This window comes from Ruegeria sp. D6 (genome assembly GCF_056534365.1).
In genome coordinates this window covers 347465-372932 of the sequence record NZ_JBQFPH010000002.1, presented here as the reverse complement: position 1 = coordinate 372932, position 25468 = coordinate 347465, and the positions used below count along the sequence as shown (strand labels likewise).

Genomic DNA, 25468 nt, shown 5'->3' with positions numbered 1-25468 from the left:
GTCATGTCTCCAATCTCTTGCCAATGGCACTCAGTGCAGCACGCAAGGCATCATGCGCGCCCTCGGATTGCAAAATATCCGTCATCTGAAGGCTCAGTGTGCCCTCGGTCGCAAGCGCGTCACGCTCGGCTGCCAGTTGGCCCGCATGCTCTTTTTGCATTGATGTCAGAAACCCTGACACAAGCTGCGTGGTGTAGAATTCGGCCCGGTCTTTGTCGCCGGTCTGATCAGCCAACCAGTCGGTGCCTGTTGCCATAAGATCCAGGATACCTGGCACCATGGCGCAGATGGCGAAGTGGGCGTTCAACGCGGCCTCATTGGCAACCTTGACCACAGGATTTTCGGGCTCGAACAAATCTGCCAAGAGGCGATCGTTGCCGTAAGCGGCCAACGGGCAACCTCCTGTCTGAAGGAAACCCAGCGGAATCGTTTGCACAAAATCCGATGCCGGCGCGCACAGGCAGGATAGCTGCTCCTCAGAGACGGCGGCCATCACTGAAACGATTTGCTGACCTGCGCGAAAGCTTAGCGGGGCCAGAACGTCCTCGGCCACATGGGGGCGCAGGCAGAGAAACACGATCTCGGACGCATCAATCACGCCTTGCGGAGTGCCAACTCGGACCCCAAGCTCGGCCTGCAGAGCCGAGGAGACTTGGGCATTGCGCTCGGTGACATAAAGATCATGACCTTTAGCAGCCATCAGCCGCGCGATTGGCGCAGCGATGTGGCCTGTGCCGATGAAACCGATACGGCTCATTGCTGAGGCTCTTCCGGGATCGAAGCAGAGAGGGCCTCGCGCCACGCATCCAGCCGTTCCGCAAGCGCGGCATCCTGCAGCGCCAGAATGCCCGCGGCCATCAGGCCCGCATTGGCCCCGCCGGCGGAACCGATAGCCATGGTTGCAACCGGAAAACCTTTGGGCATCTGCACGATGGAATAGAGCGAATCCACACCCGACAACGCGCGGGTCTGCACCGGAACGCCAACTACCGGCACGCGGGTTTTCGAAGCCATCATGCCCGGCAAATGCGCCGCGCCACCCGCGCCCGCGATAATGACCTGCAAGCCGCGCGACACGGCGGTTTTACCATAATCCCAGAGGCGATCCGGCGTGCGGTGGGCTGAGACGATACGCGCCTCATATGCGATGCCCAGCTCATCCAGAATATCGGCGGCCTCTTTCATCGTAGGCCAGTCCGACTGGCTGCCCATGATGATCCCTACTTTCACATCGCTCATCCGCTTACGCCCCTGCCATCGGAAAGAGCGCGCACTATAGCCAAATCCGCATATGTGGCAATGCGGTACGCGCGTCTCAGGCGATGATATCGGGGGTCAATCTGTCTTCGATCAGACGGATGATGTCTTTCAGGCGCAGTTTCTGCTTTTTTAGCCGCTTGATCGTCAATTGGTCCGAGGTCCCCTTGGCCTGCAAGGCCTCGATCGCTTCGTCCAAATCACGGTGCTGGCGTCGAAAGACCTCTAATTCCACCCGTAGGACTTCATCGGTTTTCATCGAAAGATCGGTGGGTGCGTTCATGGACGACTCAGTGTTTCAAGTGGTGCTTCTAACACAAGATAGTGTGTCAGGGTTTATCCGGCCAGACCTTGTGGACATCCCTGTATCTTCCCATATTCTATATCACGCGGTTGCCGACATCGGGACCGCAGAATACGTCGCTTTGACAATGAAGGACGAAAATACGTGTCGAAACTTACCTTAGGCTCATACCCGCATCTTTTGGGGTTCGAGCAGTTGGAACGCCTTCTGGAACGGTCTGCAAAGGCCGGAAATGAAGGATACCCGCCCTATAATATCGAGCAGACCTCGGATTTTTCCTATCGCATCACCTTGGCGGTGGCCGGTTTCGCGGAAGAGGACCTGTCGATTACAATCGAGGATCGCCAGTTGGTGATCCGGGGCCGTCAGTGCGACGACAGCGAGGGGCGCATATTCCTGCACCGTGGCATCGCGGCGCGTCAATTCCAGCGCATGTTTGTGCTGGCTGACGGGGTCGAGGTGGGCGAGGCGATCATGGAAAACGGTCTGCTGCATGTGGACCTGACCCGCGCCGTGCCTGAAACCGTGGTTCAGACAATCAACATCAAGAAGGGGTAAGAGCAATGAATACACCGATTGAGATCAACGCCGAAGGCAATCGGATTGTCTATGTAAAGGCCGTTGATGTGGCAGACCTTCCGCAAGATCTGCGCGAGCAGGCAGGCGATCTGGATCAGCTGTATGCTGTCCACGATTCCGATGGGCAGCAATTGGCACTGGTTGCCGACCGCAAGCTGGCCTTTGTACTGGCACGCGAACATGACCTGTCCCCGGTGGCCGTTCACTAGGCCACCAAACATTCCGCCGAATTGACGTGACATTTTCTGCCTAAGCGGTGATCGTGCCGCTGATTGAAACGCAGGAGTGCGCGATGAGCTGGTATGATTTCGATTGGGTGGATGCGTTCAGCGATCAGGCCTTTGGTGGCAACGGCTGCGCAGTTGTGCATGAGGGTGCAGGGCTGTCGGACGCGGTTTGCATGGCATATGTGCGCGAGACTTCTCTGGTTGAATGCACTTTTACCGGGCCATCCGATATCGCTGATATCCGGGTCCGGTACTTCCTGGCCGGCCGGGAAATCCCATTTGCCGGGCACCCGACCATAGCAACCGTTGCAGCGATGCGATCACGGGGGTTGTTTCAGGGTGATGCTCTGACGCTTGAGACCGGAGCAGGGATTGTATCGATCAAACTAAATGGTGATGACATCGAAATGACGCAGGTCGCCCCGCAATTCGGCGATCATGTGCCCGCAGATCTGGTTGCCGCCGCCATCAGCCTGCCGGAAGAGGTGGTAATTTCTCCACCGCAGTTCGTTTCAACCGGTCTGCCCTTTTGCATTACGGTCCTGCGCGATCACGAGGCGCTGCGCGCTGCCAAGCTGGATGTTGCTTTGCTCAGTCATATAACCGAAAAGGCCGGTTTCTCGGGGTCGGACATGGCTGAACCGTTTCTTGTAACACTGAAAGGCGCAACGACTACGGGCGACACATTCTCGCGCCTGATGATGGCGCCCCCCAGCCCGCCCGAGGACCCGTTCACCGGATCCGCCACCGGTGCGATGGCGGCCTATCTCTGGAAACACGGACTGATGGACAAAGAGACATTTACCGCCGAACAGGGCCATGACATGGGCCGCCCCGGTCAGGCGACCGTGACACGCGTTGGACCTTCGGATGCGATGACGGGGATCAAAGTTGCCGGGCGCGGCCATGTCCTGATGCGCGGGCAGGTGAATTTGCCCGACTGAACCAGACCCGCACCTGCGAAAAAGGCCCTCAGAGATCTGAGGGCCTTTGATGTATTTTTTCGTCTTAAGTGATCAGGACGCTGCAATCAGTCCCATGCTTTCCAGCTTAAGCAGAACCTGATGTGCGCAGTTGTCAACCTCGACATTTTCGGTCTCGACGCGCAGCTCTGGGTCTTCAGGGGCGTCGTAAGGGTCGGAAATCCCCGTGAACTCTTTGATCTTGCCCTCACGTGCCAGTTTGTACAGACCCTTGCGGTCTCGGCGCTCGCATTCTTCAATGCTGGTCGCGACATGCACCTCGCAAAATGCACCGAATTGTTCGATTTCTTCACGTACAGCACGACGGGTAGTTGCGTAAGGCGCGATAGGAGCACAGATGGCAATACCGCCGTTCTTGGTTATCTCAGACGCGACATAACCGATGCGGCGGATGTTCAGATCGCGATGTTCCTTCGAAAAGCCCAGTTCAGAAGACAGGTTCTTACGCACGATATCCCCGTCCAGCAAGGTAACCGGACGATCCCCGGTCTCCATCAGCTTGACCATCAAGGCGTTGGCAATGGTGGATTTGCCCGAGCCTGAAAAACCGGTGAAAAATACGGTGAATCCCTGTTGCGAGCGCGGCGGGAAGCGGTTGCGCAGTTCCTGAACAACTTCGGGGAACGAAAACCAATCCGGAATCTCCAGCCCTTCGCGCAGACGGCGGCGCAGTTCAGTTCCCGAGATGTTGAGGATCGTGACGTTGTCCTTGTCCAGGATCTCGTCATTCGGCTCGTATTGCGCGCGTTCCTGCACGTAGACCATATGTTTGAAATCGACCATCTCGACGCCGATTTCGTCCTGATATTTTCGGAACAAGTCTTGCGCATCATAGGGGCCGTAGAAATCCTCACCGGCAGAGTTTTTGCCCGGACCTGCGTGGTCACGACCGACGATGAAATGGGTGCAGCCGTGGTTTGCGCGGATCAACCCGTGCCAGACTGCCTCGCGCGGGCCAGCCATGCGCATCGCAAGGTTCAACAGCGACATCGACGTAGTCGAGGCCGGATATTTATCCAACACGGCTTCGTAGCAACGCACGCGGGTGAAATGATCCACATCGCCCGGTTTGGTCATGCCAACCACGGGATGGATCAGCAAGTTGGCCTGTGCTTCTTTTGCGGCACGGAAGGTCAATTCCTGATGCGCGCGATGCAAAGGATTGCGGGTCTGGAATGCCACGATACGGCGCCAGCCCACTTTGCGGAAATAGGCGCGCAACTCGTTCGGCGTGTCGCGGCGGGCTTTGAAATCGTAATGCACGGGCTGCTGGATGCCAGTGACCGGGCCGCCCAGATAAACTTTGCCCGCTACATTGTGCAGGTAATTCACAGCCGGGTGCGCATCATCATCAGCACCAAAGACCTTTTCCGCCTCACGCGCCTTGTCTGGTGTCCAGCGGTCGGTCACGGTCATGGTGCCGAGGATCACGCCTTCCTGATCGCGCAGGGCAATGTCCTGCCCCAGCTCGATCGATGCGGCAAAATCCTCGTCAACATCCAAGGTGATCGGCATTGGCCAAAGTGTTCCATCGGCGAGGCGCATGTTTTCGACCACGTTGTCATAGTCCGCTTCGCTCAGGAAACCTTTGAGCGGATTGAACCCGCCGTTCATAAGCAGTTCCAGATCGCAAATCTGCCGGGGCTTAAGATCCCAGCTGGTCAGATCAGCGGCTTCTATCTTCAGTTTCTGCGCAGACTCGTAGGAAACATACAGTTCAGAGATAGGGGCCAGATTGCTTAACATCGTCATCGGAAAACTCTTATCGCAGTTCTGTTTGCATTTGTTTCAAGGGTGTTTGCAGGGCATGTGCCTCGGCCTGAGGGTGAAGTCCATAGACTTGCAAAAACTAAGGATGAAATGCGTGGTTTTTTCTCGAAATGGAACGGTTTTCTGTTTTTTGTTTCATGTTATTGAAAAAATCCCGCCGCTCAGGCTCATTAGGCGCATTCTCAGGCAATCTGTTCCAGCGGTGAGGTTTGCGACTCAAGGTCGGCTGCGTGCCTGACGGGCAGGGCGGGGACAGGTTCAGAGACACCGCGCAGGCTGAATTCCCGCAGATCGCGGGGATCACATTGTAATCCAGCCGCGTCCAAAACCTTGTCCGATACAAGGAGTTCGACCCCCAGTGCTTTGGTTTCAGCCTCCAAACGGCTGGCAACATTTACAGCGTCTCCGATGATCGTGCGTGGCGCGTGTTTCGCCGCACCGATTTCGCCCAGCACAAGATCACCAAGATGTAGACCCATACCAATGCGCACGGGTTGGCTGCCTTCTGCTTGAAGCTGCTGGTTGAAACGCTCCAATGCGTGTCCGATCCCGGCCGCTGCCCTCAGACCGGCACTTGCCGAACTTGCGGCGTTGGCTGTTTCAAACATCGCCAGCAACCCATCGCCCATGTATTTGTCGACAACCCCGCCTTGCACCGTGATTGCTGGAACAATTGCGTCGAAGAAACGATTCAACAGAAACACGATATCATACGGCAATTGCCCCGTTGTGCGGGCGGTGAACCCGCGCATGTCCAGAAACAGAACCGCCAATTGCCGTTCTTGCCCTTGGCTCGCATGCGCACGATCACGCGCGCCGTCGGGGCGGAAAACACGAAACACCGTGAGCGGATCGGACGGCCGCATCTGGCAGGCCAGGCGGGTTCCTTCTGGCGCGCTGATCGCTTTCAGACTGCGGGCTTCAACTTCGGTAGGCGGGTGCAACTGATCGGCACCATCTTCAACCACTACGCGACAGGTCGTGCAGCGCCCCTTGCCACCACACAGCGCGGTATGTGGGATGCCATTTGCGCGTGACATCTCCAAAAGGGTCATGCCTTTCTCCGACACAACTTCTGGACCGTTGACATAGCGCACCCGCACCGAATGCCGCCGCCGCCAAAGCTTGCGCCCGAGATAGACCAAGCCTGTTAGTGCAAGCGCGGCCCAGAATACCCACTGCGTATAGTCTGTGACGGAAAACAAAGACTGAAACTCTTCTTGCGAAGGCCAGTTATAGTATTCGACATACTGTTCTCGTAGATCGGGGTCGGCAAAATCGGCCCAGATACGCCGCCCCTCGGTCAGAAGGCCTGCGAAGGCGAAGCCCGGTACAAAGACGGCGAGACCGATCAGATATGGAACCATCGCGCGCCACCATGTGGTCAACCGTAACCACATGTGTAGCCCAATACATCCGTGGACCCACACCAGCAGAAGTAATAGGCTTTGGAACCAGATCGCGGTGCTGGGCCACATCAGAATGATGATGTAACCCATTTCATCATTCACCCCAAAAATCTCATGCGCGTATCGGGTCTGTACCAAATGTGAGATAAGCTGCAGCGGGATCAACAGTCCAAGAATAACCTGAAGCGCGACGCTGAAAGGCATTCTGAGCGTCCGGCGCTGCGCGAGTGAGATAAGCGCCAGTCCCATGTGCATCAGCAATGCGCCATATATCACGACGCTGCCGATCTCATTCCGGCTGACAGCTTTACGTCCGCCCTGCATCCCGTGCAGCAGATCAGTGTGAAACAAGCCAAGGCCGATATTGATGAAATGAAAGAACGCAAAGACAAACAGCACGAGGCCGCTTGCGATTCTGAGCCGGCTCATCCATCCGCCGCGCCAAAGAACGTTTTCCAAAAGCTCACCTGTTCTTCGCGTTACTATGGTTGATCCTGATACGGTGCCGGGTGCCGGTCAAGATAGGCGCGGTCACCTTTCGGGGAACCAGTCGCAGGGGGCGCTTGCGGTTTGTATCATCTGGTGTTCTGCGTTGAACAACACCAGATGGCTCAGTTCAGGACGCGAGCGCGAACTGTATAGCAGCCCATCCGCGCCATATGTGCGGGCCTTGTCCGAAAATCGCCATGTTGGAGAGGGTATGCCGGTTGCCCGCATGTCTTGCCAGACGATCGAGGCAGAAGGTTGCCCCCGCAAATCCAATACTTGCGCCTTGGATATTTTCAAGCGATGGATCGTCCGTGGAGGGTCGCACTGCGAGACATAGCGCCGAATGGCGATCCCGGCCCCTTCAGCACTTAGCGACGCATAAAGCGCGAATTGGCCAGAATGATGAAACCGTCCTTCGGGGGCACGGGCCGATGAGAGCGGGTCACCCGATTGGGTGTGGAGCAGAATTCTCCAGACGAGGCCGGAGAATTCTGTGATCATCTTAGTCGTTCTCCGCCAAGAATCGTTCTGCATCCAGCGCGGCCATGCAGCCCATACCGGCGCTTGTCACAGCCTGACGGTATACGTGGTCGGTCAGGTCTCCGGCAGCGAAAACTCCCGGAACCGAAGTTTGCGTCGTGCCCGGCTTGGTCACGACGTAGCCACCCATGTGGGTTTCCAGCGTATCTTTGACCAGCTCATTTGCCGGAGCGTGGCCGATAGCGACAAATACGCCTTTGCACGGAATCTCCGTGATTTCGCCGGTCTTTACATTCTTGACCTTGACGCCTTCCACACCCAGTGGGGCATCGGTTCCGATCACCTCATCCAGTTCGTGAAACCAAAGCGGCTCGATCTTTTCGTTCTTGAACAGCCGATCCTGAAGGATCTTTTCAGCTCGCAACTCATCGCGGCGGTGGATCAGAGTGACTTTGCTTGCGAAGTTGGTCAGGAACAGCGCTTCTTCTACGGCAGTATTTCCGCCGCCGATCACAACGATTTCCTGACCGCGATAGAAGAAGCCGTCACAGGTGGCACAGGCTGATACGCCAAACCCTTTAAATTTCTCTTCCGAGGGAATGCCTAACCACTTGGCTCGTGCGCCCGTTGCCAGAATCACCGCGTCGGCGGTGTAGACGGTGCCACCGTCGCCTTTGGCTGTGAAGGGACGCTGGCTTAGATCGAGATCGCTGATGATATCGCCGATCACTTCGCATCCCATTGCCTTGGCGTGATCCTGCATCCGAACCATCAGGTCTGGCCCCTGAACCTCGGTGTCACCCGGCCAGTTTTCCACCTCAGTTGTGGTGGTCAGTTGTCCACCGGGTTCGATACCCTGCACCAGGATCGGTTCCAACATGGCCCGGCTTGCATAAACGCCCGCGGTGTATCCTGCAGGTCCCGACCCGATGATCAGAACCTTGGTGTGTCGTGTTTCGGCCATGGTATCCTCACTCAAACTGCCTCGGCGGACGTGTTGTCCGGTGCGGATCGATATAGCGACCGCAGGGCAGGGCTTAAAGCCCCTTCATATTGCAGGTCCGTGATGTGCCTAATGATTGGCTTTGCGGCCAATTATGTATCTGAAATAACGAAAATTGCGTGGCTGTGAAATATTATTGCGCCTCCCGGGGCTGCTGATATAACAACTGAAAAACTCAGGAGCATTCGATGGTCACGACCCGGTTGGATGAAATCGACCGCAAAATTCTTGCGGAACTGCAGGCCGATGGCCGTATGACCAATGTTGAGCTTGCCAAGCGCGTAGGAATATCCGCTCCTCCTTGCCTGCGACGGGTGCGGACGCTGGAAGATTCGGGGTACATTCGCGGCTATCATGCCGAGGTGAACGCCCGCGAGCTTGGGTTCGAAGTGCAGGTCTTTGCCATGGTCGGACTTGAAAGTCAGGCTGAATCCGAACTCAGCGCTTTTGAAGACCGGTGTCGGGAATGGCCCTTGGTTCGCGAATGCCACATGCTGAATGGCGAGGTTGATTTCATCCTGAAATGCGTCGCACCGGATCTCAGCAGTTTTCAGCAATTTCTGACAGGCGAGTTGCTGACCACGCCAAACGTGGCCAGCGTCAAGACTTCGCTTGTTATCCGAGGCGCAAAAGACGAGCCAGGCGTACCATTTGACGTACTGGAAGACCGGATGAACCGGACGGCCTGAACCTACCTCTTGTTTGATCCACAGGACAGGGTGGCAGCATCGCTGCCAGTGCAAGGGTTAAAACCCAACTCAGTAAAATCTGCATAATGCCCCACGCTTGCAGTAATAGTTAACCAGTTCACGCTGTCATAGCGTCAATTTCACCATCTCCGGCTCTTGGCAAGAGCAACGGCCCAAAATCATTCAATGATTCGATATGTGAGAATAGATTCAAATAGATCGAACGCAAAGAGTGACTGATCATTCGGACTGCGTTGATGCCCGGATGATAGGTCTCGAATTGCAGGCCATCGACCCGAATCACGGAATGTCGGGCCACACAGATATGAAACAGCTCGACCGGAGTCGGCGGCAGCGTTTCAATGATACCCATTCCATCCTGAAACTCACTGACGGGTGTCAGCATGGGCTGCCCGCCGTTCAAATGACGCATGTGCGTAGGCGTACCCAGCAGACGTGCGGCGGGGCCCGTGATGACGCCCGACATCGGTTTTTGCATCCCGAACGTATCGGCCATGATCCGCGTCAGTGGCCGGGTTCGCCCGCGCGTATCCTCGCGTCCGGGAATCAGCGTGACAGACCCTTTCCAAAGCACGGTTTCCGATGATCCATCCTGAGTGAGGACGTCATCACCCGGCAGCAGATCTTCGATCGCCATCTGGCCTTGCGGCGTCTCGACCAACGATCCGCGTGTGAACGCGCAGAACGCATCTTCAAACATCGGCAAAGCTGGCGCGATATGGCGCGTCTGTGAAATATCCCCGTTTTTCAACAGACTGCACACTTCATAACGTCGAAGCTGTGCTTTTTGCTTTGTCGCGGGACGAGGCGCATCGCGCAATAGCGCTGACGTCTCGACCGCGTTTCTGGCAGCGCGGGCCAGAGAATTTGGAATAGTCATGGTATTCCGTCCCCTCTAAATTCCGTCCGACGGCTTGAACCCCCGTGCAATATCGCCGGACGACCTTGTTCTTTGTCTGTAATCAGATGGGTAAACACAGGCCGGTCGCCGCGAATGCACAGCGCCGCATCAGAAAACACCAGTGTTTTGGTCAAGTTCTTGACCCCCCAGACAAACTCGTAAACCGCAGGCTGCAATTGCCTGCACACACGCTCCGAACCCTGGTCGCAGTCTTGATTGCGACCCCACACACCGGACCGGAGCTTCATCCGGTATGCGTTTGCCCTCCGAGACCGGCAGCTGGTCTCTTGGGGTTGCTGTGTCAGCGTCGCGCCGCCAGACGGCGTGCAACTCTGACTGAGTGACTTGAAACCCGCTTCCAGGGCATTTCTGGTTCTTGATCCCTGACAGCCGCAAAAACGGCGCTGAGAAAGCGTGATTTCGATTTCATATCCATTGTCCTGCTTCGATAGGGCGGTCGCCCTGTTCCCGTTTATGAAGCCAATGTGACGCTGATTTGCGGCGCCTATAAGGCTGATCCGGGTTGAATTGAGGACAAATTGAAGGTTTCAGGTACCTCTTAGCTGCTTCCGCCCATGCCATGACGACCCCTCTTGGGGTAACCGTCTGTGCATTGGCGAAAATTTGAGACGATTCTGACTCTGATAAACACAAGAAATGTGGCAGAAACTGGGCAAAGCTGCCTTAATCTGGGCCAGATTTACAACCTGATAGCGGAAATCAATCTGCCGTAGTCGGCCTCTTTGGCATGGGTCGAGCGCCGGTAGGAATAAAACCTGTCGGGGTCGGAGTAGGTGCAGTGACGGACCCACTCGGCCTGGCCGATACCAGCTTCGCGCAGACGATGCAGGCCAAAGGCGGGCAGGTCGAAATGCATCCGGTCACCTTTGCCATTTGCAAAAAAACGCGCGTTCTCTGGCGTGTCAGCAAGGAAGTCGTCCAGAAACTCTGAGCCGACCTCGTAAGCGCGTTGTGAAATCGTGGGGCCGATTACGGCAACTGTGTTATCCCGGTTGGCTCCGAGCGCTTCCATCGCGTCCAGTGTTGATTCCAGCACACCATCCAACGCGCCGCGCCAACCGGCATGTGCGGCCCCGATCACATTTGCGCCAGGATCGGCGAACAGCACTGGCTGACAATCAGCGGTTAAGATTGTAAGCGCCAAACCCGGCGTTGATGTGACAACCGCATCAGCTTTAGGTTTGTCACCCGTCATCGGCCCATCGACTGCAATCACGGTCGGCGAATGCACTTGATGCACACCGATCATCGCTTCAGGTGCCACTTCCATCGCGTCGGCGACGCGCCGACGGTTCAAAGCTACGGCCTCGGTCAAATCTGTCGACCCGGTTCCGCAGTTGAGTCCTTCGAAGATACCAGAAGATGCGCCACCGCGGCGGCTGAAGAACCCGTGTCGTACGGGGGACAGCATGTCTGAGGTAATGATTTCCAGTGTCATGGTTCCAGTCCCGGTGGCGGCGTGGCGTTTGGCGGATAAAGGCCCAGTACTTTGAACAGGTTTCCCATTTCGTCGGGGTGCGTCAACCGTCGATGTGCAGTGACCAGCGTCTCAAGCTGTGACCCGCTGAGAGGGGTGGCAAGCGATTGCGCGCGTGCAGTGATCCCGAGCCGTTCAAGAAACACCCCCTGCGGGGTCAGTTTTGTATATGCGCAGCCCGAAGCATGAGACGCCTTCGCCAAGACCTCAAAGTCGACATGTGTGGTCAGATCCGCCTGACCGGGCTGATCCAGGGGATCGACACGTTCATGCGCTTGCAATGCCTGCAATGTGTCGCCAAGCGAGCGCCAGTCACCATAATCGATGATCAGCGCGGCTCCGCCGTTACGGGCGATCTGCCCGGCAACAGAGTACATAATGGAACTGGCAGCAGCGCACAGTTCTACCAGATCTCCGTCCTGCGTATCCTCGACACGTTCGCTGAGCGCGGCTTGTGCCAATTGCGTACCAAGACCGAACGCAAGCGAAGCACCATCTTTGCCAACTAACCTCTCGCGCCAACCTTCGCCTTCGCGCAGGAACTGGCGGATGGGCAGGGCATCAAAGAACTCGTTTGCCACCAGAAACAGAGGAAGATCTTCAAGATCAGAAATTGCCTCGATCCACTGAGGTTCATACCCTTGCAGTGCCTTGGCTTGTACGTCGCGCAATACAGGTGAAGCTTCGAGCAATGCGATCTCGGCCGCTTTGTGAAAGCCAGGAACACTTTGAGTGGCGCGCAGGATGTCTGCCATCAGGGTGCCACGACCAGGGCCAAGCTCGGCCAGAACAAACTTTTCGGGTTTGCCTTGTACCAGCCAGCATTGCGCCAGACACAATCCTATTAGCTCTCCGAACATCTGACTGATTTCAGGCGCTGTAATGAAATCGCCCTGAGCGCCCAGCGGATCGCGTGTTGTGTAGTATCCATGTTCCGGATGCATCAGACACTCGGTCATGTAGTCAGCGATGGTCATAGGGCCATCATTCTGGATGCGCAGGAGCAGACGATCCTTCAGGTTCATGATCTGCGTCTTGCCCGAAATGCCAACCAAAGGCCAAGTGCAATCATTGGTAGCGACAAGAGTTGCCCCATCGTCAATCCATATCCGCCAACATGCCACGCCAGCCCTAGCGGATTCCCCGGCGATATAAATTGCGCATCGGGTTGACGGAAGAATTCGACAAAAAACCGCGATGCGCCGTAGCCAGCCAGAAATACGCCCATAACCAGACCTGGTTTTTGAAACGCGCCGCGCCGGTAGGCCAGCCATATCAGAATCGCCCCGAGGATCAGACCTTCAAGTGCTGCCTCATACAGTTGCGAAGGGTGGCGGGCGCACATCCCCGCAACAACGCCGGGGCAATCCTGGGCCGCAGTTCCGGGAAAGATCACCGCCCATGGCAATTCGCTGGGTCGACCCCAAAGCTCGGCATTGGTGAAATTCGCCAATCGTCCCAGCAACAACCCGGGCGGCACTGTGTAGGCAACCAGATCACCCAGCGAAAGAATCGGTATAGCGTGGCGCCTGCCGAACAGATACGTGGCGATCACCACGCCCAACAGGCCGCCATGGAATGCCATGCCACCCTGCCAAACCATCAGAATTTCCAGTGGATACGCAAAATAATATGCGGGTTGATAGAAAAGGACGAACCCCAATCGACCACCAAGAATTACACCCAGTATGATCCAGGTGACCAAATCCTCAAGCTGATCGGGTTGCATCGGTGGTGTGTCATCAGCCCAAAGCACAGGCCGCCTAAGCGCCATCAGCGCCATGCGCCAAGCAATCAGGATGCCAACGATATAGGCCAGCGCATACCACCTGAGCGCAAACTCCATCCCGAACAGAGAGATCGAGAAAATTTCGGGTGACAGATCGGGGAAATTCAAAACAGCCTGCATGTGCGTCTCATTGCCCGGGGTTTGCGTGGCAAGTCAACCTTGAGCCCGGGCCAATCTTTACCCATATAGAGAGCAATCGCGAAATCGGAGAAAGCCCATGCAAACCCGTAACAAGATTCTGGACGATATGTCTCAACTGATGACCAATGCCATGGGTGTGGCGCAGGGGGCACGAGAAGAGGCCGAAAATGCGATGAAATCAATGATGGATCGCTGGCTGGCCGACCGGGATTTCGTAACCCGTGAAGAATTTGATGCTGTGCGTGCCATGGCGCAGAAAGCGCGCGAAGAGAACGGTGCACTTGAACAGCGAATTGCCGCGCTCGAGGCGAAGCTGGACAAGTAACGTCCGCAGGAATTTAAGATTTTGGGTAAAAGCATCCGCCGCGCAATCCGAACTTGGATTGTGCGGTGTTGTGCATTTTGCCGCTCTGCAGAAATTTATCAAGACAAAGCTGCATCCAACGCCAATATTTTGATCGGCGTTGCCAACTGTCCACAACTTATTGCTGTTATCCCCAATAAATAGGGTTGCCAGAGCTGTGCTCACATCGCACCATATTTAGTACAGGCAGACTGGGGAAGCCCGGCTTGTAGAGCAGGCAACTAGCGCTGGGGCGCTGCCAGCCCCAAAATGCTAGAGATTAGTGAGGTGGCATTATGGCCCTTTCCGAGCAGTATCTCGAAGAAGACCTTCATCCGATCGACATTGTTGAACATCTTGCAGAACATCACGACTGGGATTTTGACCGGATCGGGGATGATCAGATTGCCATGGCTGTCGAAGGACAGTGGCGCACATATTCGATAACTTTGGCCTGGTCGAATTACGATGAAACGCTCCGCATGGTGTGTTCCTTTGAGATGGAGCCTCCGGCCGAGCGCGAAACCGAGCTTTATGAGCTACTGAACAAGATGAATGATCAGTGTTGGGCCGGGGCGTTTACCTACTGGGCCAACCAGAAATTGATGGTCTATCGCTATGGCTTGGTGCTGGCCGGTGGTCAGACGGCCAGCCCAGAACAGATCGATACCATGATCACCGCAGCGGTACTGAGCGCCGAGCGCTATTACCCCGCGATCCAACTGGTGACCTGGGGAAACCGAGACCCCGAAGAGGCGATGCAAGTCGCCATTGCAGAGGCCTACGGCCGCGCGTAAAGCTTTGCCCCGAACCATAGGGGAGGGGCAATCATGGATATCTCGCGAGTTGCGGAACAGGGGCTTGTGCTTCTGGGATGCGGCAAGATGGGCTCGGCGATGCTTGCAGGCTGGTTGGAACATGGCCTTCCTGCCGCATCGGTCTGGGTGATCGATCCATTTCCCTCGGATTGGCTGAAGGCGCAGGGCGTCAACATCAACACTCCTCTCCCCGAGGCACCCGCAGTTGTACTCGTAGCGGTCAAACCACAGATGATGGGCGAAGCCCTGCCAGCCATTCAAGCGCTGGGCAATGGTGACAGTCTTTTCATATCGGTCGCAGCGGGTACCTCACTGGCCACCTTCGAAAACGTCCTCGGCGCGAACACACCGATCATCCGTGCGATGCCAAATACGCCTGCGGCGGTTCGGCAGGGGATCACGGCGCTGATTGGGAATGCCAACACCTCGGACGCGGATATCCTACTGGCTGAAGACCTGCTTTCGGCCATTGGTGAGACGGTTCGATTGGATGATGAGACGCAGATGGATGCCGTCACCGGGGTCAGCGGTTCGGGCCCGGCCTATGTATTCCACCTAATCGAAACACTGGCGCAAGCTGGCGAAGCGCACGGCTTACCGCCGGAACTGGCGATGAAGCTAGCCAAATCAACCGTCGCTGGGGCAGGGGCGTTGGCGATGGCCGCTGACGAGCATCCGTCTCAATTGCGGGTCAACGTCACCTCTCCCAACGGCACCACTCAGGCCGCACTGGAGGTGTTGATGCATGAAGAAGAGGGTTTCCCAGACCTGCTACATCGTGCCGTCAAAGCTGCAACCGACCGATCTAAGGAGTTGTCTCGTGAGTGAGATTTCATTCGACGAATTTCTCAAAGTCGACATTCGTGTAGGTGAGGTGATACGCGCCGAGCCGTACCCGGAGGCCCGCAAGCCCGCGATCAAGCTGTGGGTCGATTTTGGCGGTGAGATCGGTGAGCGCAAAACTTCAGCCCAGATCACCGCGCACTACGATCCGGCGACGCTGGTGGGCAAGCAGGTGATGGCCGTGGTCAACTTTCCCCCGCGCCAAATCGGTAAATTCATGTCCGAGGTTTTGGTGTTGGGTCTTCCCGACGAAAACGGTGAGATCGTGTTGATAGGCCCCGATGGCGCTGTGCCCATCGGTGGAAGGATGCATTGATGAAACTGCTGATTGCCCGACCGATGACCGCGGCTGTCCAAGCGCGCGCCCGTGCCGAATTCGATGTGGAAATCCGCAGTGAAACCACGCCTCTGGCGCATGAAGAAATGTTGCGGGCGCTGACTGAGTTTGACGTCGTGGTCCCGACGTTGGGCGATCAGTTCGTGGCAGAGATCTTTGCTCAGGTGCCAGAGCCTCGCTGTAAACTGCTGGCAAATTTCGGAGTTGGTTACAATCATATCGACGTGGACGCCGCACATGCTGCCGGAGTCGCGGTTACCAACACGCCGGGTGCCGTCACCGATGCCACCGCCGATATTGCCATGACACTTTTGCTCACGACGGCCCGCCGTTCAGGTGAGGGGGAAAGGTTGGTCAGGTCAGGCCAGTGGCAGGGGTGGCATCCTACACAAATGCTGGGCCAACATGTGACCGGCAAAAAGGTGGGCATCATCGGAATGGGCCGCATAGGTCAGGCCATTGCCCGGAGGTGTCATTTCGGATTCGACATGACCGTTGCCTATCAATCGCGCAGTCCAAAACAGCTGGACTTCCAAGCAGAGTACATCCCTGAACTCAATGCATTGGCTGCGGCAGTGGATTTTCTTGTCATAGCCGTCCCCGGAGGAGCTGAAACACGACACTTGGTCAACGCGCAGATTTTGGCCTCGATGAAGCCCTCGGGCATTGTGATAAACATTGCGCGCGGTGAAGTTGTGGACGAAGCCGCCTTAATCCAAGCGCTTCATGCGGGTCAGATTGCTGGCGCTGGGCTGGATGTCTACGAGTTCGAGCCCAAGGTGCCGCAGGCCTTGTGTGACATGGAAAATGTGACTCTGCTGCCCCACCTCGGCACCGCGATCGAAGAGGTGCGCACCGATATGGGTCACATGGCGTTGGACAATGTCGCGGCGTTCGTGGCCGGGCGAACGTTACCCAACCCGGTTTAGGAACCCACCGCCTCGCGCCAGTGTTTGCGGCAGAGCGAGACATAAGTCTCGTTCCCGCCAATCTGGACCTGCGCACCTTCAGTGATGGCGTTTCCGTTTTCATCCTGACGAATCACCATCGTCGCCTTGCGCCCGCATTCGCAGATGGTGCGTACTTCGCGCATCTCATCGGCCAGAGCCAACAATGCTGCCGACCCGGGGAACAGTTTACCCTGAAAATCCACCCGCAACCCGTAGGTCAACACTGGGACCTTCAGATCATCTACGGCGCGCGCAAGTTGCCAGACCTGCTCTTCCGAAAGAAACTGGGCTTCATCAATGAATACGCAGGCGATGCCCCCTTGTGTCAGGCGGTTTTCGATCATGGCAAACACATTGTCGTCGGGACGAAACATGTCCGCTCGTTCCGAGATTCCGATTCTTGATGCGATCCGCCCCTCACCGGCGCGTCCGTCAATGGCGGCTGTCATCAGGTAGGTATCCATGCCGCGTTCGCGATAGTTATGCGAGGCCTGCAGCAACACGGTCGATTTGCCCGCGTTCATAGTCGAATAGTTGAAATAGAGCTTTGCCATGCCGTGGGTCTAATTCGCATGTGATGCCTGGGCAAGCCGTCTCATGGGGGTAAATCGACGCCACCATCGCTACAGCTGAGGTTGAGCAAATGCTCTTGGGGATGGATTACCTCGCCTTCGCGACAGTGGCGTCGTCGGCCTACAAGTGGCCTATACAATGCAAGGCTAAAATCCTGCCCCGCATACACTCTTTACCGGCTCGAATGGCCGCCACTCACTCACAAAATCCCTGCATATCTGAGGGATAGTCAATTATTGCCATTTCAATTATGAATCGAATATGGGAAATTTCCCTACCCTTTCCCCCAGCATGGACAGGCAGAGGGGGCAGGGCGCAGGTAACAAGGGTAGCAAAATGGCAGATATCGGGGCCTATCTGAAAAAGCATACCGAAGCATTGGTTAAGGATGTCGGAATCGAAGCAGCGTGCGAGATCACCGGGAAATCCAAAGCCACGCTTGGCAGGTACTATTCAGACAACGCAGAACATTCTGACCGGTTCATGCCGGTGGATGCTGTTGCCCGGTTGGAAAACGCGGCTGCCTATCCGCACGTGACTGCGGCATTGGCGGATTTGAAGAATATCACGCTTTCTTACGATGGACGAAACTCGGACAGCCCACGTACGGGCGGGGTAAATTCCGATGTCATTGCGCTGAGCCAACGTTTTGCCATGCTGATGACGGAATACCAGTCGGCGATAGAAGATGGCATCATCACGGTGAACGAGGCGAAGCGGCTGCTGAAAGAAACCAGTATGCTGCAACAGGTTCTGATCGAAATGAAGCTGCATCTGGAAGAGGAAAGCGTCAGTTAAGGTGTCATGTCCCTGTACTGAATTGTTGTGAATGCGCAAAATAAAGGCGGCCCATGTGCCGCCTTTTTTGTTTGTCTGCCGGGCAGATTAATATTCAGCGTTCATCATTGTTGGCGTTCTTGCCGCGCCCGGGGCTTGCCCCCTCTGGTCCGTTGCCGCCACCGTTATTGCCTTTGGCACCGCCTTTGCCTGGCTTGTCACCACCGTCGTGGCCACCTTTACCACCGCCTTTGCCGGGCTTGTCACCACCGCCGTGACCGCCTTTACCACCGCCTTTGCCGGGCTTGTCACCACCGCCGTGACCGCCTTTGCCGCCGCCTTTGCCGGGTTTGTCACCTCCGCCGTGGCCACCTTTGCCACCGCCCTTACCGCCGCCATCGCCAGGACTGCTTCCACCATCACCCGGATCACCGTTGCCGCCGGAACTCCCGTCGCTGTTGCCTGAGCTACCGCCGCCGTTGCCCGAGCTTCGGTTTTCACTCGAGCCAACGGAATTGGAGGATGGATCTCTGCTGCGCTCTTCACCGGCATTGGTGTTGGAAATCGACGCAGTGGGCAGATCGCTCAACAACTGAGTCAGACCGGGGCATTGCGCCGAAGTGTTCTGCAGGATCGAAGCAAAATCAGAACGATTTTGCAGATGTGATACAAACCCTCGCGTTACCTGCGAACAGCTGCAGAGCGTGTCAAAATCGCCTTCATTGGCGGCAACACGCGCGGTGTTGACTGTACAGGTTTGCGGTTCTGCGATTGCCGCGCCGGTCGCCATGACCCCAATGAAAGGTGCGGCGACCAAGGCGGCCAGTCCAACGCGAGTATTATTTCCCATAACAGCGGGCTCCCATAACTACATCACTCGGATGCACAGGGCATCCGGGTTTCGATGTGTCGGTCAGAGATGAAGGAGCGGTTGAGCCCGTCTGAATAATTCTTGAGAAAGCGGTTTGGTCTTGCAGCGATTCCAGCAGCGCAGTTAAGGCGCGCGCTTATTGATACCGTTTGACGATCACAGAACCCACCGAATACCCGGCCCCGAACGAGCAAATCAGGCCCACATCGCCCGCATCCAGATCATCGGAATGCTTTGAGAAGGCGATAATCGACCCGGCGGATGAGGTATTGGCGTAGTCTTGCAGAATGTTGGGTTGCTCACCCGGTTCTGGCTCACGCCCCAGAACCTTCTTACCGATGAAGTCGTTCATCGTCTTGTTGGCCTGATGCAGCCAGAGGCGTTTTAGATCATCACTACTGATGCCCTCTGCCTCCATGTGGTCGCTGATATGTTTGCTGACCATGGGCAGGACCTCTTTGAACACCTTACGACCATTCTGCATGAACTGCATGTCGCGGCGATCCACCAGACCATCGGGGCGCGAACGGCGGAGGAAGCCGTTGTTGTTGCGGATATTGTTGGAAAACGCAGTTGCGCACCGGGTCGATACTATCTCGAAATGTGGGCCTTGGGCGTCTTCGATCCGCTCGATCAGAGTAGCGGTCGCGACATCGCCAAATATGAAATGGCAATCCCGGTCGCGCCACTCAAGATGACCCGAGCAGATCTCGGGGTTGACGACCAGCGCCGCTCGGACCGAGCCCGAGCGCACCATATCCGCCGCCGCCTGAATGCCGAATGTGGCCGAGGAACAGGCCACGTTCATGTCAAACCCGAATCCGCTGATCCCCAATGCCTGCTGAATCTCGATGGCAATTGCAGGATAGGCACGTTCATGGTTCGAAGCGGCGCAGATCACCAAATCGACATCCTCGGCGCTGCGCCCCGCTTGTGCTAGCGCCTTAAGGCACGCATCCACCGCCATCTCGGTCATGATCCCAGGCTCGTCGTCGCTACGCTGGCGCAGCGCGGGATGCATGATCTCGGGGTTCAAAACACCGGTCTTGTCCATCACATACCGGTTCTCGATCCCTGAGGCCTTCAGGATGAACTCTTCCGAGGAATGCTGCATCGGTTCCATGTCGCCCGCTGCAATCGCATCCGCGTTTTCGACGTTCATCCGGTCGGCATAGGCATTGAACGCTTCCACCAGTTCGGCGTTGGTTATGATGTTTTCTGGTGTATAGACACCGGTCCCGGTGATGGCAGGAGTGTACATGGCTGGCCCTGAGTTCATGATCTGCACAAAATGCAGTCCCTATTCGTATTGATCAAGATGTGTTGACCCAAGGGAATGTATCGCCTCTCGCTTCATAACTTGAATAGTTCAAAATTCGAAGTATATTTCGCCGCGACTCGCACGGAAAAGATTCATGTCAGACGATATCAGCATGCGGTTAGGACGCCTCAGCCCTGAGATTCAGGCGATGATGGGGGTCTACGCGCTTTATTGGAAACTGGAAGAGAGCTTTGACAGCATCGAAACAGACCTGAGCCATCAGGAATGCCACATGCTAATCAAGCTCGATGTGCCCAAACGTATGGGAGTGCTGGCCGCAGATATGTTGACAGTGCCGTCAACGATTACGGCGACCGCCGATGCACTTGAACGGGCGGGGCACCTGACCCGTCAGCGTGATCCTGAAGACCGTCGCGCCTGGCTTTTGGTGCTGACCGAACAGGGCGAAGAGGCCCGCAATATGCTGGTGGCCGTGGCGGGTGAGCTTTTCCACAGCGCATCGGGTCTGAACACCGAAGAAACCGCCGAGTTCGCACGGCTGGCTCACAAAATCCGTGACAACATTCTGAAAACCGGAATTCCCGAGGGATTGACGAAATGAAACTCCTGACCTCTGTTTGCCTCGCACTGTCCTTGTTGACTGCGCCTGCCATGGCGCAAGAGCCTGCCAAGCCTGTGAAACTGATGCAGGTCAGCGAAACCTCTCCCGGCTTTTCGCGCCAGTTCTTTGGGCGGATCGCCGCGCGCCAGACCGTTGATCTGGCGTTTCAGGTCGCGGGGCAGATCGTCGAGATGCCTGTGACCGAAGGTTTTGTGATCCCCAAGGGTGAACTGATTGCCCGTCTCGATCAGGAACCGTTCGAACTGCAGCGCGACCGGACGCGCTTGCAAAAAGATCAGGCGGATCGAACACTTGCCCGCCTGTCGCGTCTGCGTGGAACCGCAGCCAGCCAGGTTGCCGTCGATGATGCCGAAACAGCTGCGCAACTGGCTGCGATTGCGGTTCGAGATGCAGAATATGAGTTGGAACATGCGACGCTGACCGCTCCGTTCGACGCGCTGGTTTCAAGCCGTGCAGTTGAGGCGTTTACAACTGTTTCTGCGGGTACTCCGATCGTGCGGATTCACGATATGTCTGAACTGCGTATTGAGGTGGATGTGCCCGAAATCCTATTTCAGCGGTCCGGACAGCAGGACGACATCACGATTACTGCCAAGTTCCCTGTCAGCGATGAGATCTTTCCGCTGGAAATAAGGGAATTCGATGCTGAATCCTCAAGCGTGGGCCAGACCTTTCGCATCCAGTTCGGTTTGACACCGCCCGAGGGATTGCAGATTCTTCCCGGTTCCTCCGTGACCGTCACGGTGCAGGTGCAGGATGAACGCACCGGTATCATCATCCCGCCAACGGCTGTAGTTGCTGATGCCAGCGGCGCGCTGGGCGTTCTGGTCTTCTCGCCGGCTGGCGCCGACGAAGGCACCGTCCGCCGGGTTCCAGTGACTGTTGAACCTACGCAGAGCGGCGATGTCCGCGTTCTCACCGGCCTGATGGATGGAGACGAAATCGTCGTCGCCGGTGGGGGTGCATTGTCCGATGGTCAAACTGTCCGCCGCTTTGTCGGCTTTTCAAACTGAGGGCGGTTTCATGAGCATCGCACGCGCTTCGATCGACCGGCCTCTCTATACGTGGCTGTTCATCCTGATCGCCCTGTTCGGCGGCATTTGGGGTTTCACGTCGCTAGGTCGCCTTGAAGACCCGGCCTTCACCATCAAACAGGCGGTGATCGCCACGCAATATCCCGGTGCCACTGCCGAACAGGTGGCGCTGGAGGTGTCAGAACCGTTGGAATCTGCCATTCAGCAGATGGGCGAGGTGGATGTCATCACCTCGGTCAACCAGCCGGGACAGTCGCTGATCGAGGTTGAGATTAAATCCACCTATGACGGCAGTGAGTTGCCCGACATCTGGACCCGTCTGCGCTCCAAGGTGCGCGATGCAGCACGCGGTCTGCCTTCGGGCGTGGGTGCGCCTTATGTGAATGACGGGTTCGGGGATGTGTTTGGCCTGTTCTATGCCGTTACGGCAGACGGGTTTTCTGACGCCGAGAAGCACGAACTGGCGACCTTCCTTCGCCGCGAATTGCTGACGGTAAGCGGTGTTGCAGATGTCGAGGTTCAGGGCTTGCCGGATGAGGCGATCTTTATTGAGCCGGACCTGTCGATCTCGGTCAATCAGAACGTCCCGCTGCAGGCGATCAACGAAGCTATCGCAAACGCGGACTCGGTCAACGCCTCGGGTTCGCTGCGATCCAATAGTGACCGCACCACGATCTTGACGGCCGAGGGCTCGGACAGCGTGTCGGCGATCGCCGGCCTGTCGGTTGGATCGCAGGGGCAGGTGATCAATCTGTTTGATATGTCAGATGTCTATCGCGGGCGGCAGATTGATCCCGATATCATGATCCGATTCAACGGCGCTGAAGCTTTCACGCTGGGTATCGCTGGGCTGGCCACTGAAAACATCGTCGAAGTCGGGCAGCGTGCAGATGCCAAACTGGCCGAACTGGATTCCGAAATCCCCTTTGGTGTCGAAATCCTGCCCATCTATCAGCAGCATGTTGTTGTCGATGAGGCCTCGAACGCCTTCCTGCTGAACCTCGCCATGTCAGTCAGCATCGTGGTCGCGGTTCTGGGCATTTTCATGGGCTGGCGTGCGGCCATCGTCGTGGGTTCCACACTGTTGCTGACCGTTGTGGGTACTTTGCTCTTCATGTCGATGTTCTCGATCGAGATGGAACGGATCTCGCTGGGCGCTCTGATCATCGCCATGGGGATGCTGGTCGACAACGCCATCGTGGTGGCCGAAGGAATGCAGATTTCGATGTTGCGGGGAAAATCCTCGCGCGATGCTGCGGAAGAGGTTGCGTCAAAAACGCAGATCCCACTTTTGGGCGCGACGGTGATCGGGATCATGGCTTTCGCCGGGATCGGGCTCAGTCCTGACGCGACCGGGGAATTCCTGTTCTCGTTATTTGCCGTGATCGGCATTTCACTACTGCTGAGCTGGGTTCTGGCCATCACGGTGACACCTTTGCTTGGGCACTATTTCTTCAAGCAGGGCAAAGAGGGTGAGGTGGATGCCTATGGCGGCATCCTGTTCCGCGTCTACGGTGCAATCCTGAACTGGGCGCTTCGGTTCCGATGGCTGGTAGTGGCCGGGTTGATCGGGGTCACAGTCGTCTGTTTTGCGGGCTTTGGATTGATGAAACAGCAATTCTTCCCAAACTCGAACACGCCGTTGTTCTTCGTGCACTACAAGCTGCCACAAGGTACGCCGATCGCCCGCACGGCGGAAGATATGGCCGTATTCGAGGACTGGCTGGCCGAACGTGATGACGTCGTCTCGGTTGCCACATTCGTCGGGCAGGGTGCCACACGGTTCATGTTGACCTACGCTGCCGAGAAGCCAAACCCAAGCTATGGACATATGATCATCCGCACCGAGGCTTTGGACGATATTCCTGCCTTGCAAGCCGATCTTGAAGAGTTCGGTTCAGCCCAGTTCCCCGAAGGCGAGTTCCGAACCAAACGCCTGATTTTTGGTCCCGGTGGCGGCGATCCAATCCAGGCTCGGTTCTCGGGTAGTGATCCGGTTGTTCTGCGTCAACTGGCCGAAGAAGCGGTACAGCGCATGTCAGCCGCATCTCCGAATGCCCTACATGTGCATCACGACTGGCGTGAGCAGGAATTGGCCGTGCAGCCGATCTATGCCACGGAGCGCGCCCAAACAGCAGGCGTATCGCGCGAAGACATTGCAGCTACGTTGCAGTTTTCGACCGATGGCATCACGGGCGGCGTTCTGCGCGAGCGCGACCGCCAGATCCCGATCATCTTGCGCCGTCCGGCGGATGGGGACTATTCGATCGTCGATCAGGTGGTTTACTCCGATCAGTCGGAACGTTTCGTTCCAATCGAGCAGATGGTGGATGGGTTCGAATACAAGGCGCTCAATACGTTGGTTCATCGCCGCGACCGGGTTTTGACCATCACCGTTGGCGCGGACATCCCACCTGACATGACCGCCGCGCAGGTCCACTCCGAAGTACGCAGTGCCATTGAAGCGATGGAACTGCCGATCGGCTATCGTATGGAATGGGGGGGCGAGTTCGAGGATTCAGGCGACGCGCAGGCCAGCCTTGGGCGGCAGTTGCCGCTGAGCTTGCTGATTATGGTGTTGATTTCTGTATTGCTGTTCAATGCAATCCGGCAACCGGTCATTATCTGGCTACTGGTCCCGATGTCCGTAAATGGCGTAGTTATCGGTCTGCTTGGAACAAGCCTGCCCTTCACCTTCACAGCGCTATTGGGGCTGTTAAGTCTGTCAGGGATGCTGATCAAGAACGGCATCGTACTGGTCGAAGAAATCGATCTGGTCCGCGCTACTGGTAAAGCCCTGCGTCCTGCGATTGTTGAAGCCTCTGTCTCGCGTCTGCGCCCGGTAATGTTGGCGGCGATCACGACGATTCTGGGGATGGCACCGCTTCTGACGGATGCGTTCTTTGTGTCCATGGCAGTCACAATCATGGGCGGTCTGGCCTTTGCCACGATCCTGACCATGGTTGCCGCACCTGTCTTCTACATGTTGTTTTTCAACCGTGAAGAAATGCGACGTCTGGCTGCTGGTTGATCATCCGCCCGAATCCTCCTTTGGATCATAATGGTAGTAAAAACAGGATAGCTTGTTGCCATCGGGGTCGCGCAGATAGGCCACATAGAATCCGGGCTCGTAATGGGGGCGGACACCAGGTTTGCCTTCATCTGCACCGCCGTTTTTCAAACCCGTGGCATGGAAACGCCGGACCTGATCGGCACTTCTGGCGGGAAAGGCGATCATCGTGCCATTGCCGGTACTGGCGGGGGCTCCATCAAAAGGTTTGCAGATCCAAAACCCGGTGCCGCTGTCGGGGTCGGAACCCCATCCGGCCCAGCCATCAATCCAACCGGGCAGGCGCGGCTGGCCAAGAACCGCGAAGATCGCATCATAAAAGCGGATGGCCCGAGGCAGGTCGTTGCTTCCGTATGTGGTGTAGAGGTCCATGAGCACTCCTTCCCCTCCCATCATGTGGGCGATGGG

The 25468-nt window shown here is 56.6% G+C and carries 28 protein-coding genes; 13 read left to right on the top strand and 15 right to left on the bottom strand.

Features of this window, described 5'->3' with window-relative positions:
* Nucleotide 1: 1 nt before the first annotated feature.
* The 3 genes from ACR0A1_RS09315 to ACR0A1_RS09305 form a co-directional block, all read right to left on the bottom strand.
* Nucleotides 2–757, bottom strand: coding sequence for an NAD(P)-binding domain-containing protein (locus ACR0A1_RS09315; RefSeq protein ID WP_480867191.1), 756 nt, complete (start codon nt 755–757; stop codon nt 2–4).
* Nucleotides 754–1239: a 5-(carboxyamino)imidazole ribonucleotide mutase gene (gene purE, locus ACR0A1_RS09310; protein ID WP_170420576.1), complete on the bottom strand. Its 486-nt coding sequence runs from the start codon at nt 1237–1239 to the stop codon at nt 754–756. Before purE ends, ACR0A1_RS09315 begins: the two co-directional genes overlap by 4 nt.
* Before the next feature lie 76 nt (nt 1240–1315).
* The gene (locus ACR0A1_RS09305; protein WP_010441787.1) at nt 1316–1540 is read right to left on the bottom strand and encodes a YdcH family protein; all 225 of its coding nucleotides are present in this window, start codon (nt 1538–1540) and stop codon (nt 1316–1318) included.
* Nucleotides 1541–1705: 165 nt separating this feature from the next.
* On the opposite strand from ACR0A1_RS09305, the gene ACR0A1_RS09300 reads away from it, so the two are divergent.
* The 3 genes from ACR0A1_RS09300 to ACR0A1_RS09290 all read left to right on the top strand — a co-directional run bounded on the left by ACR0A1_RS09300 (nt 1706) and on the right by ACR0A1_RS09290 (nt 3311).
* Nucleotides 1706–2119, top strand: coding sequence for an Hsp20 family protein (locus ACR0A1_RS09300; RefSeq protein ID WP_480867189.1), 414 nt, complete (start codon nt 1706–1708; stop codon nt 2117–2119).
* Between the two features lie 5 nt (nt 2120–2124).
* A complete protein-coding gene (locus ACR0A1_RS09295) occupies nt 2125–2349 on the top strand; it encodes a DUF1150 family protein (RefSeq protein WP_170392397.1) in 225 nt (74 codons plus the stop codon).
* Nucleotides 2350–2432: 83 nt separating this feature from the next.
* The gene (locus tag ACR0A1_RS09290) at nt 2433–3311 is read left to right on the top strand and encodes a PhzF family phenazine biosynthesis protein (protein WP_480867187.1); all 879 of its coding nucleotides are present in this window, start codon (nt 2433–2435) and stop codon (nt 3309–3311) included.
* 72 nt (nt 3312–3383) lie between these two features.
* Here the strand turns inward: ACR0A1_RS09290 and ACR0A1_RS09285 are convergent, their stop codons facing one another.
* The 4 genes from ACR0A1_RS09285 to trxB all read right to left on the bottom strand — a co-directional run bounded on the left by ACR0A1_RS09285 (nt 3384) and on the right by trxB (nt 8462).
* Complete coding sequence (locus tag ACR0A1_RS09285) at nt 3384–5102, bottom strand: bifunctional sulfate adenylyltransferase/adenylylsulfate kinase (protein ID WP_170801983.1); 1719 nt, start codon at nt 5100–5102, stop codon at nt 3384–3386.
* A gap of 200 nt (nt 5103–5302) precedes the next feature.
* Nucleotides 5303–6958, bottom strand: a complete 1656-nt coding sequence (locus ACR0A1_RS09280; RefSeq protein ID WP_480867184.1) for an adenylate/guanylate cyclase domain-containing protein — start codon at nt 6956–6958, stop codon at nt 5303–5305.
* A 102-nt stretch (nt 6959–7060) separates the two neighbouring features.
* A complete protein-coding gene (locus tag ACR0A1_RS09275; RefSeq protein WP_480752368.1) occupies nt 7061–7519 on the bottom strand; it encodes an RES family NAD+ phosphorylase in 459 nt (152 codons plus the stop codon).
* Nucleotide 7520: 1 nt separating this feature from the next.
* A complete protein-coding gene (trxB, locus tag ACR0A1_RS09270; RefSeq protein WP_170564108.1) occupies nt 7521–8462 on the bottom strand; it encodes a thioredoxin-disulfide reductase in 942 nt (313 codons plus the stop codon).
* 227 nt (nt 8463–8689) lie between these two features.
* Here trxB and ACR0A1_RS09265 point away from each other — a divergent pair, with 227 nt between their 5' ends.
* Nucleotides 8690–9190, top strand: coding sequence for an Lrp/AsnC family transcriptional regulator (locus tag ACR0A1_RS09265; protein WP_170392385.1), 501 nt, complete (start codon nt 8690–8692; stop codon nt 9188–9190).
* 118 nt (nt 9191–9308) lie between these two features.
* Here ACR0A1_RS09265 and ACR0A1_RS09260 read toward each other — a convergent pair whose 3' ends face one another.
* From ACR0A1_RS09260 to lgt, 4 genes are all read right to left on the bottom strand, one after another.
* Nucleotides 9309–10091, bottom strand: coding sequence for a Hint domain-containing protein (locus ACR0A1_RS09260; protein WP_170392383.1), 783 nt, complete (start codon nt 10089–10091; stop codon nt 9309–9311).
* Between the two features lie 721 nt (nt 10092–10812).
* Entirely contained in the window at nt 10813–11571 is a 759-nt protein-coding gene (gene pgeF / locus ACR0A1_RS09255; RefSeq protein ID WP_480867182.1) for a peptidoglycan editing factor PgeF, read from the bottom strand.
* On the bottom strand, nt 11568–12635 hold the full coding sequence (locus tag ACR0A1_RS09250) for a class I SAM-dependent methyltransferase (protein WP_480867180.1): 1068 nt from the start codon (nt 12633–12635) through the stop codon (nt 11568–11570). The genes pgeF and ACR0A1_RS09250 overlap by 4 nt, the downstream gene beginning before the upstream one ends.
* Complete coding sequence (gene lgt / locus ACR0A1_RS09245; protein WP_170512528.1) at nt 12632–13519, bottom strand: prolipoprotein diacylglyceryl transferase; 888 nt, start codon at nt 13517–13519, stop codon at nt 12632–12634. Before lgt ends, ACR0A1_RS09250 begins: the two co-directional genes overlap by 4 nt.
* 97 nt (nt 13520–13616) lie before the next feature.
* Here lgt and ACR0A1_RS09240 point away from each other — a divergent pair, with 97 nt between their 5' ends.
* From ACR0A1_RS09240 to ACR0A1_RS09220, 5 genes are all read left to right on the top strand, one after another.
* On the top strand, nt 13617–13865 hold the full coding sequence (locus ACR0A1_RS09240; RefSeq protein WP_170512483.1) for an accessory factor UbiK family protein: 249 nt from the start codon (nt 13617–13619) through the stop codon (nt 13863–13865).
* Nucleotides 13866–14179: 314 nt separating this feature from the next.
* Nucleotides 14180–14680: a type III secretion system chaperone family protein gene (locus ACR0A1_RS09235; RefSeq protein WP_010441802.1), complete on the top strand. Its 501-nt coding sequence runs from the start codon at nt 14180–14182 to the stop codon at nt 14678–14680.
* 33 nt (nt 14681–14713) lie between these two features.
* Complete coding sequence (proC, locus tag ACR0A1_RS09230; protein WP_480752371.1) at nt 14714–15529, top strand: pyrroline-5-carboxylate reductase; 816 nt, start codon at nt 14714–14716, stop codon at nt 15527–15529.
* A complete protein-coding gene (locus ACR0A1_RS09225; RefSeq protein ID WP_170661813.1) occupies nt 15522–15860 on the top strand; it encodes a tRNA-binding protein in 339 nt (112 codons plus the stop codon). The genes proC and ACR0A1_RS09225 overlap by 8 nt, the downstream gene beginning before the upstream one ends.
* Nucleotides 15860–16810: a 2-hydroxyacid dehydrogenase gene (locus tag ACR0A1_RS09220; protein WP_480867177.1), complete on the top strand. Its 951-nt coding sequence runs from the start codon at nt 15860–15862 to the stop codon at nt 16808–16810. Before ACR0A1_RS09225 ends, ACR0A1_RS09220 begins: the two co-directional genes overlap by 1 nt.
* Here the strand turns inward: ACR0A1_RS09220 and ACR0A1_RS09215 are convergent.
* Nucleotides 16807–17385, bottom strand: a complete 579-nt coding sequence (locus tag ACR0A1_RS09215) for a thymidine kinase (RefSeq protein WP_170401790.1) — start codon at nt 17383–17385, stop codon at nt 16807–16809. The two genes, ACR0A1_RS09220 and ACR0A1_RS09215, sit on opposite strands and share 4 nt — an antisense overlap.
* Nucleotides 17386–17740: 355 nt before the next feature.
* Here ACR0A1_RS09215 and ACR0A1_RS09210 point away from each other — a divergent pair, with 355 nt between their 5' ends.
* A complete protein-coding gene (locus ACR0A1_RS09210) occupies nt 17741–18202 on the top strand; it encodes a hypothetical protein (RefSeq protein ID WP_170392365.1) in 462 nt (153 codons plus the stop codon).
* 94 nt (nt 18203–18296) lie between these two features.
* Here the strand turns inward: ACR0A1_RS09210 and ACR0A1_RS09205 are convergent, their stop codons facing one another.
* Together ACR0A1_RS09205 and ACR0A1_RS09200 are read right to left on the bottom strand one after the other, a co-directional pair.
* Entirely contained in the window at nt 18297–19031 is a 735-nt protein-coding gene (locus ACR0A1_RS09205; protein WP_480752373.1) for a hypothetical protein, read from the bottom strand.
* Between the two features lie 157 nt (nt 19032–19188).
* Nucleotides 19189–20313 carry a beta-ketoacyl-ACP synthase III gene (locus ACR0A1_RS09200; protein WP_170594595.1) on the bottom strand — a complete coding sequence of 375 codons (1125 nt, stop codon included), beginning with the start codon at nt 20311–20313 and terminating at the stop codon, nt 19189–19191.
* A 154-nt stretch (nt 20314–20467) separates the two neighbouring features.
* On the opposite strand from ACR0A1_RS09200, the gene ACR0A1_RS09195 reads away from it, so the two are divergent.
* The 3 genes from ACR0A1_RS09195 to ACR0A1_RS09185 are packed head-to-tail and all read left to right on the top strand — an operon-like array spanning nt 20468 to nt 25021.
* Nucleotides 20468–20935 (top strand): MarR family transcriptional regulator, encoded by a 468-nt coding sequence (locus ACR0A1_RS09195; protein ID WP_170647839.1) that lies wholly within the window; start codon nt 20468–20470, stop codon nt 20933–20935.
* Entirely contained in the window at nt 20932–21969 is a 1038-nt protein-coding gene (locus ACR0A1_RS09190; RefSeq protein ID WP_170392359.1) for an efflux RND transporter periplasmic adaptor subunit, read from the top strand. The genes ACR0A1_RS09195 and ACR0A1_RS09190 overlap by 4 nt, the downstream gene beginning before the upstream one ends.
* A gap of 10 nt (nt 21970–21979) precedes the next feature.
* Nucleotides 21980–25021, top strand: a complete 3042-nt coding sequence (locus tag ACR0A1_RS09185) for an efflux RND transporter permease subunit (RefSeq protein WP_480867174.1) — start codon at nt 21980–21982, stop codon at nt 25019–25021.
* Here ACR0A1_RS09185 and ACR0A1_RS09180 read toward each other — a convergent pair whose 3' ends face one another.
* Nucleotides 25022–25432, bottom strand: a complete 411-nt coding sequence (locus ACR0A1_RS09180) for a VOC family protein (protein ID WP_170401773.1) — start codon at nt 25430–25432, stop codon at nt 25022–25024. It lies immediately after the preceding gene.
* Between the last annotated feature and the right edge of the window lie 36 nt (nt 25433–25468).

Coding starts and splice junctions, on each gene's coding strand:
- ACR0A1_RS09220 (WP_480867177.1), top strand. CDS start 15,860: ATGAAACTGCTGATTGCCCGACCGATGACCGCGGCTGTCCAAGCGCGC.
- purE (WP_170420576.1), bottom strand. CDS start 1,239: ATGAGCGATGTGAAAGTAGGGATCATCATGGGCAGCCAGTCGGACTGG.
- ACR0A1_RS09180 (WP_170401773.1), bottom strand. CDS start 25,432: ATGGACCTCTACACCACATACGGAAGCAACGACCTGCCTCGGGCCATC.
- ACR0A1_RS09195 (WP_170647839.1), top strand. CDS start 20,468: ATGTCAGACGATATCAGCATGCGGTTAGGACGCCTCAGCCCTGAGATT.
- ACR0A1_RS09265 (WP_170392385.1), top strand. CDS start 8,690: ATGGTCACGACCCGGTTGGATGAAATCGACCGCAAAATTCTTGCGGAA.
- ACR0A1_RS09215 (WP_170401790.1), bottom strand. CDS start 17,385: ATGGCAAAGCTCTATTTCAACTATTCGACTATGAACGCGGGCAAATCG.
- ACR0A1_RS09205 (WP_480752373.1), bottom strand. CDS start 19,031: ATGGGAAATAATACTCGCGTTGGACTGGCCGCCTTGGTCGCCGCACCT.
- trxB (WP_170564108.1), bottom strand. CDS start 8,462: ATGGCCGAAACACGACACACCAAGGTTCTGATCATCGGGTCGGGACCT.
- ACR0A1_RS09290 (WP_480867187.1), top strand. CDS start 2,433: ATGAGCTGGTATGATTTCGATTGGGTGGATGCGTTCAGCGATCAGGCC.
- ACR0A1_RS09285 (WP_170801983.1), bottom strand. CDS start 5,102: ATGACGATGTTAAGCAATCTGGCCCCTATCTCTGAACTGTATGTTTCC.
- ACR0A1_RS09260 (WP_170392383.1), bottom strand. CDS start 10,091: ATGACTATTCCAAATTCTCTGGCCCGCGCTGCCAGAAACGCGGTCGAG.
- ACR0A1_RS09295 (WP_170392397.1), top strand. CDS start 2,125: ATGAATACACCGATTGAGATCAACGCCGAAGGCAATCGGATTGTCTAT.
- ACR0A1_RS09185 (WP_480867174.1), top strand. CDS start 21,980: ATGAGCATCGCACGCGCTTCGATCGACCGGCCTCTCTATACGTGGCTG.
- ACR0A1_RS09315 (WP_480867191.1), bottom strand. CDS start 757: ATGAGCCGTATCGGTTTCATCGGCACAGGCCACATCGCTGCGCCAATC.
- ACR0A1_RS09240 (WP_170512483.1), top strand. CDS start 13,617: ATGCAAACCCGTAACAAGATTCTGGACGATATGTCTCAACTGATGACC.
- ACR0A1_RS09275 (WP_480752368.1), bottom strand. CDS start 7,519: ATGATCACAGAATTCTCCGGCCTCGTCTGGAGAATTCTGCTCCACACC.
- ACR0A1_RS09280 (WP_480867184.1), bottom strand. CDS start 6,958: ATGAGCCGGCTCAGAATCGCAAGCGGCCTCGTGCTGTTTGTCTTTGCG.
- pgeF (WP_480867182.1), bottom strand. CDS start 11,571: ATGACACTGGAAATCATTACCTCAGACATGCTGTCCCCCGTACGACAC.
- ACR0A1_RS09190 (WP_170392359.1), top strand. CDS start 20,932: ATGAAACTCCTGACCTCTGTTTGCCTCGCACTGTCCTTGTTGACTGCG.
- lgt (WP_170512528.1), bottom strand. CDS start 13,519: ATGCAGGCTGTTTTGAATTTCCCCGATCTGTCACCCGAAATTTTCTCG.
- proC (WP_480752371.1), top strand. CDS start 14,714: ATGGATATCTCGCGAGTTGCGGAACAGGGGCTTGTGCTTCTGGGATGC.
- ACR0A1_RS09305 (WP_010441787.1), bottom strand. CDS start 1,540: ATGAACGCACCCACCGATCTTTCGATGAAAACCGATGAAGTCCTACGG.
- ACR0A1_RS09210 (WP_170392365.1), top strand. CDS start 17,741: ATGGCAGATATCGGGGCCTATCTGAAAAAGCATACCGAAGCATTGGTT.
- ACR0A1_RS09250 (WP_480867180.1), bottom strand. CDS start 12,635: ATGAACCTGAAGGATCGTCTGCTCCTGCGCATCCAGAATGATGGCCCT.
- ACR0A1_RS09235 (WP_010441802.1), top strand. CDS start 14,180: ATGGCCCTTTCCGAGCAGTATCTCGAAGAAGACCTTCATCCGATCGAC.
- ACR0A1_RS09200 (WP_170594595.1), bottom strand. CDS start 20,313: ATGTACACTCCTGCCATCACCGGGACCGGTGTCTATACACCAGAAAAC.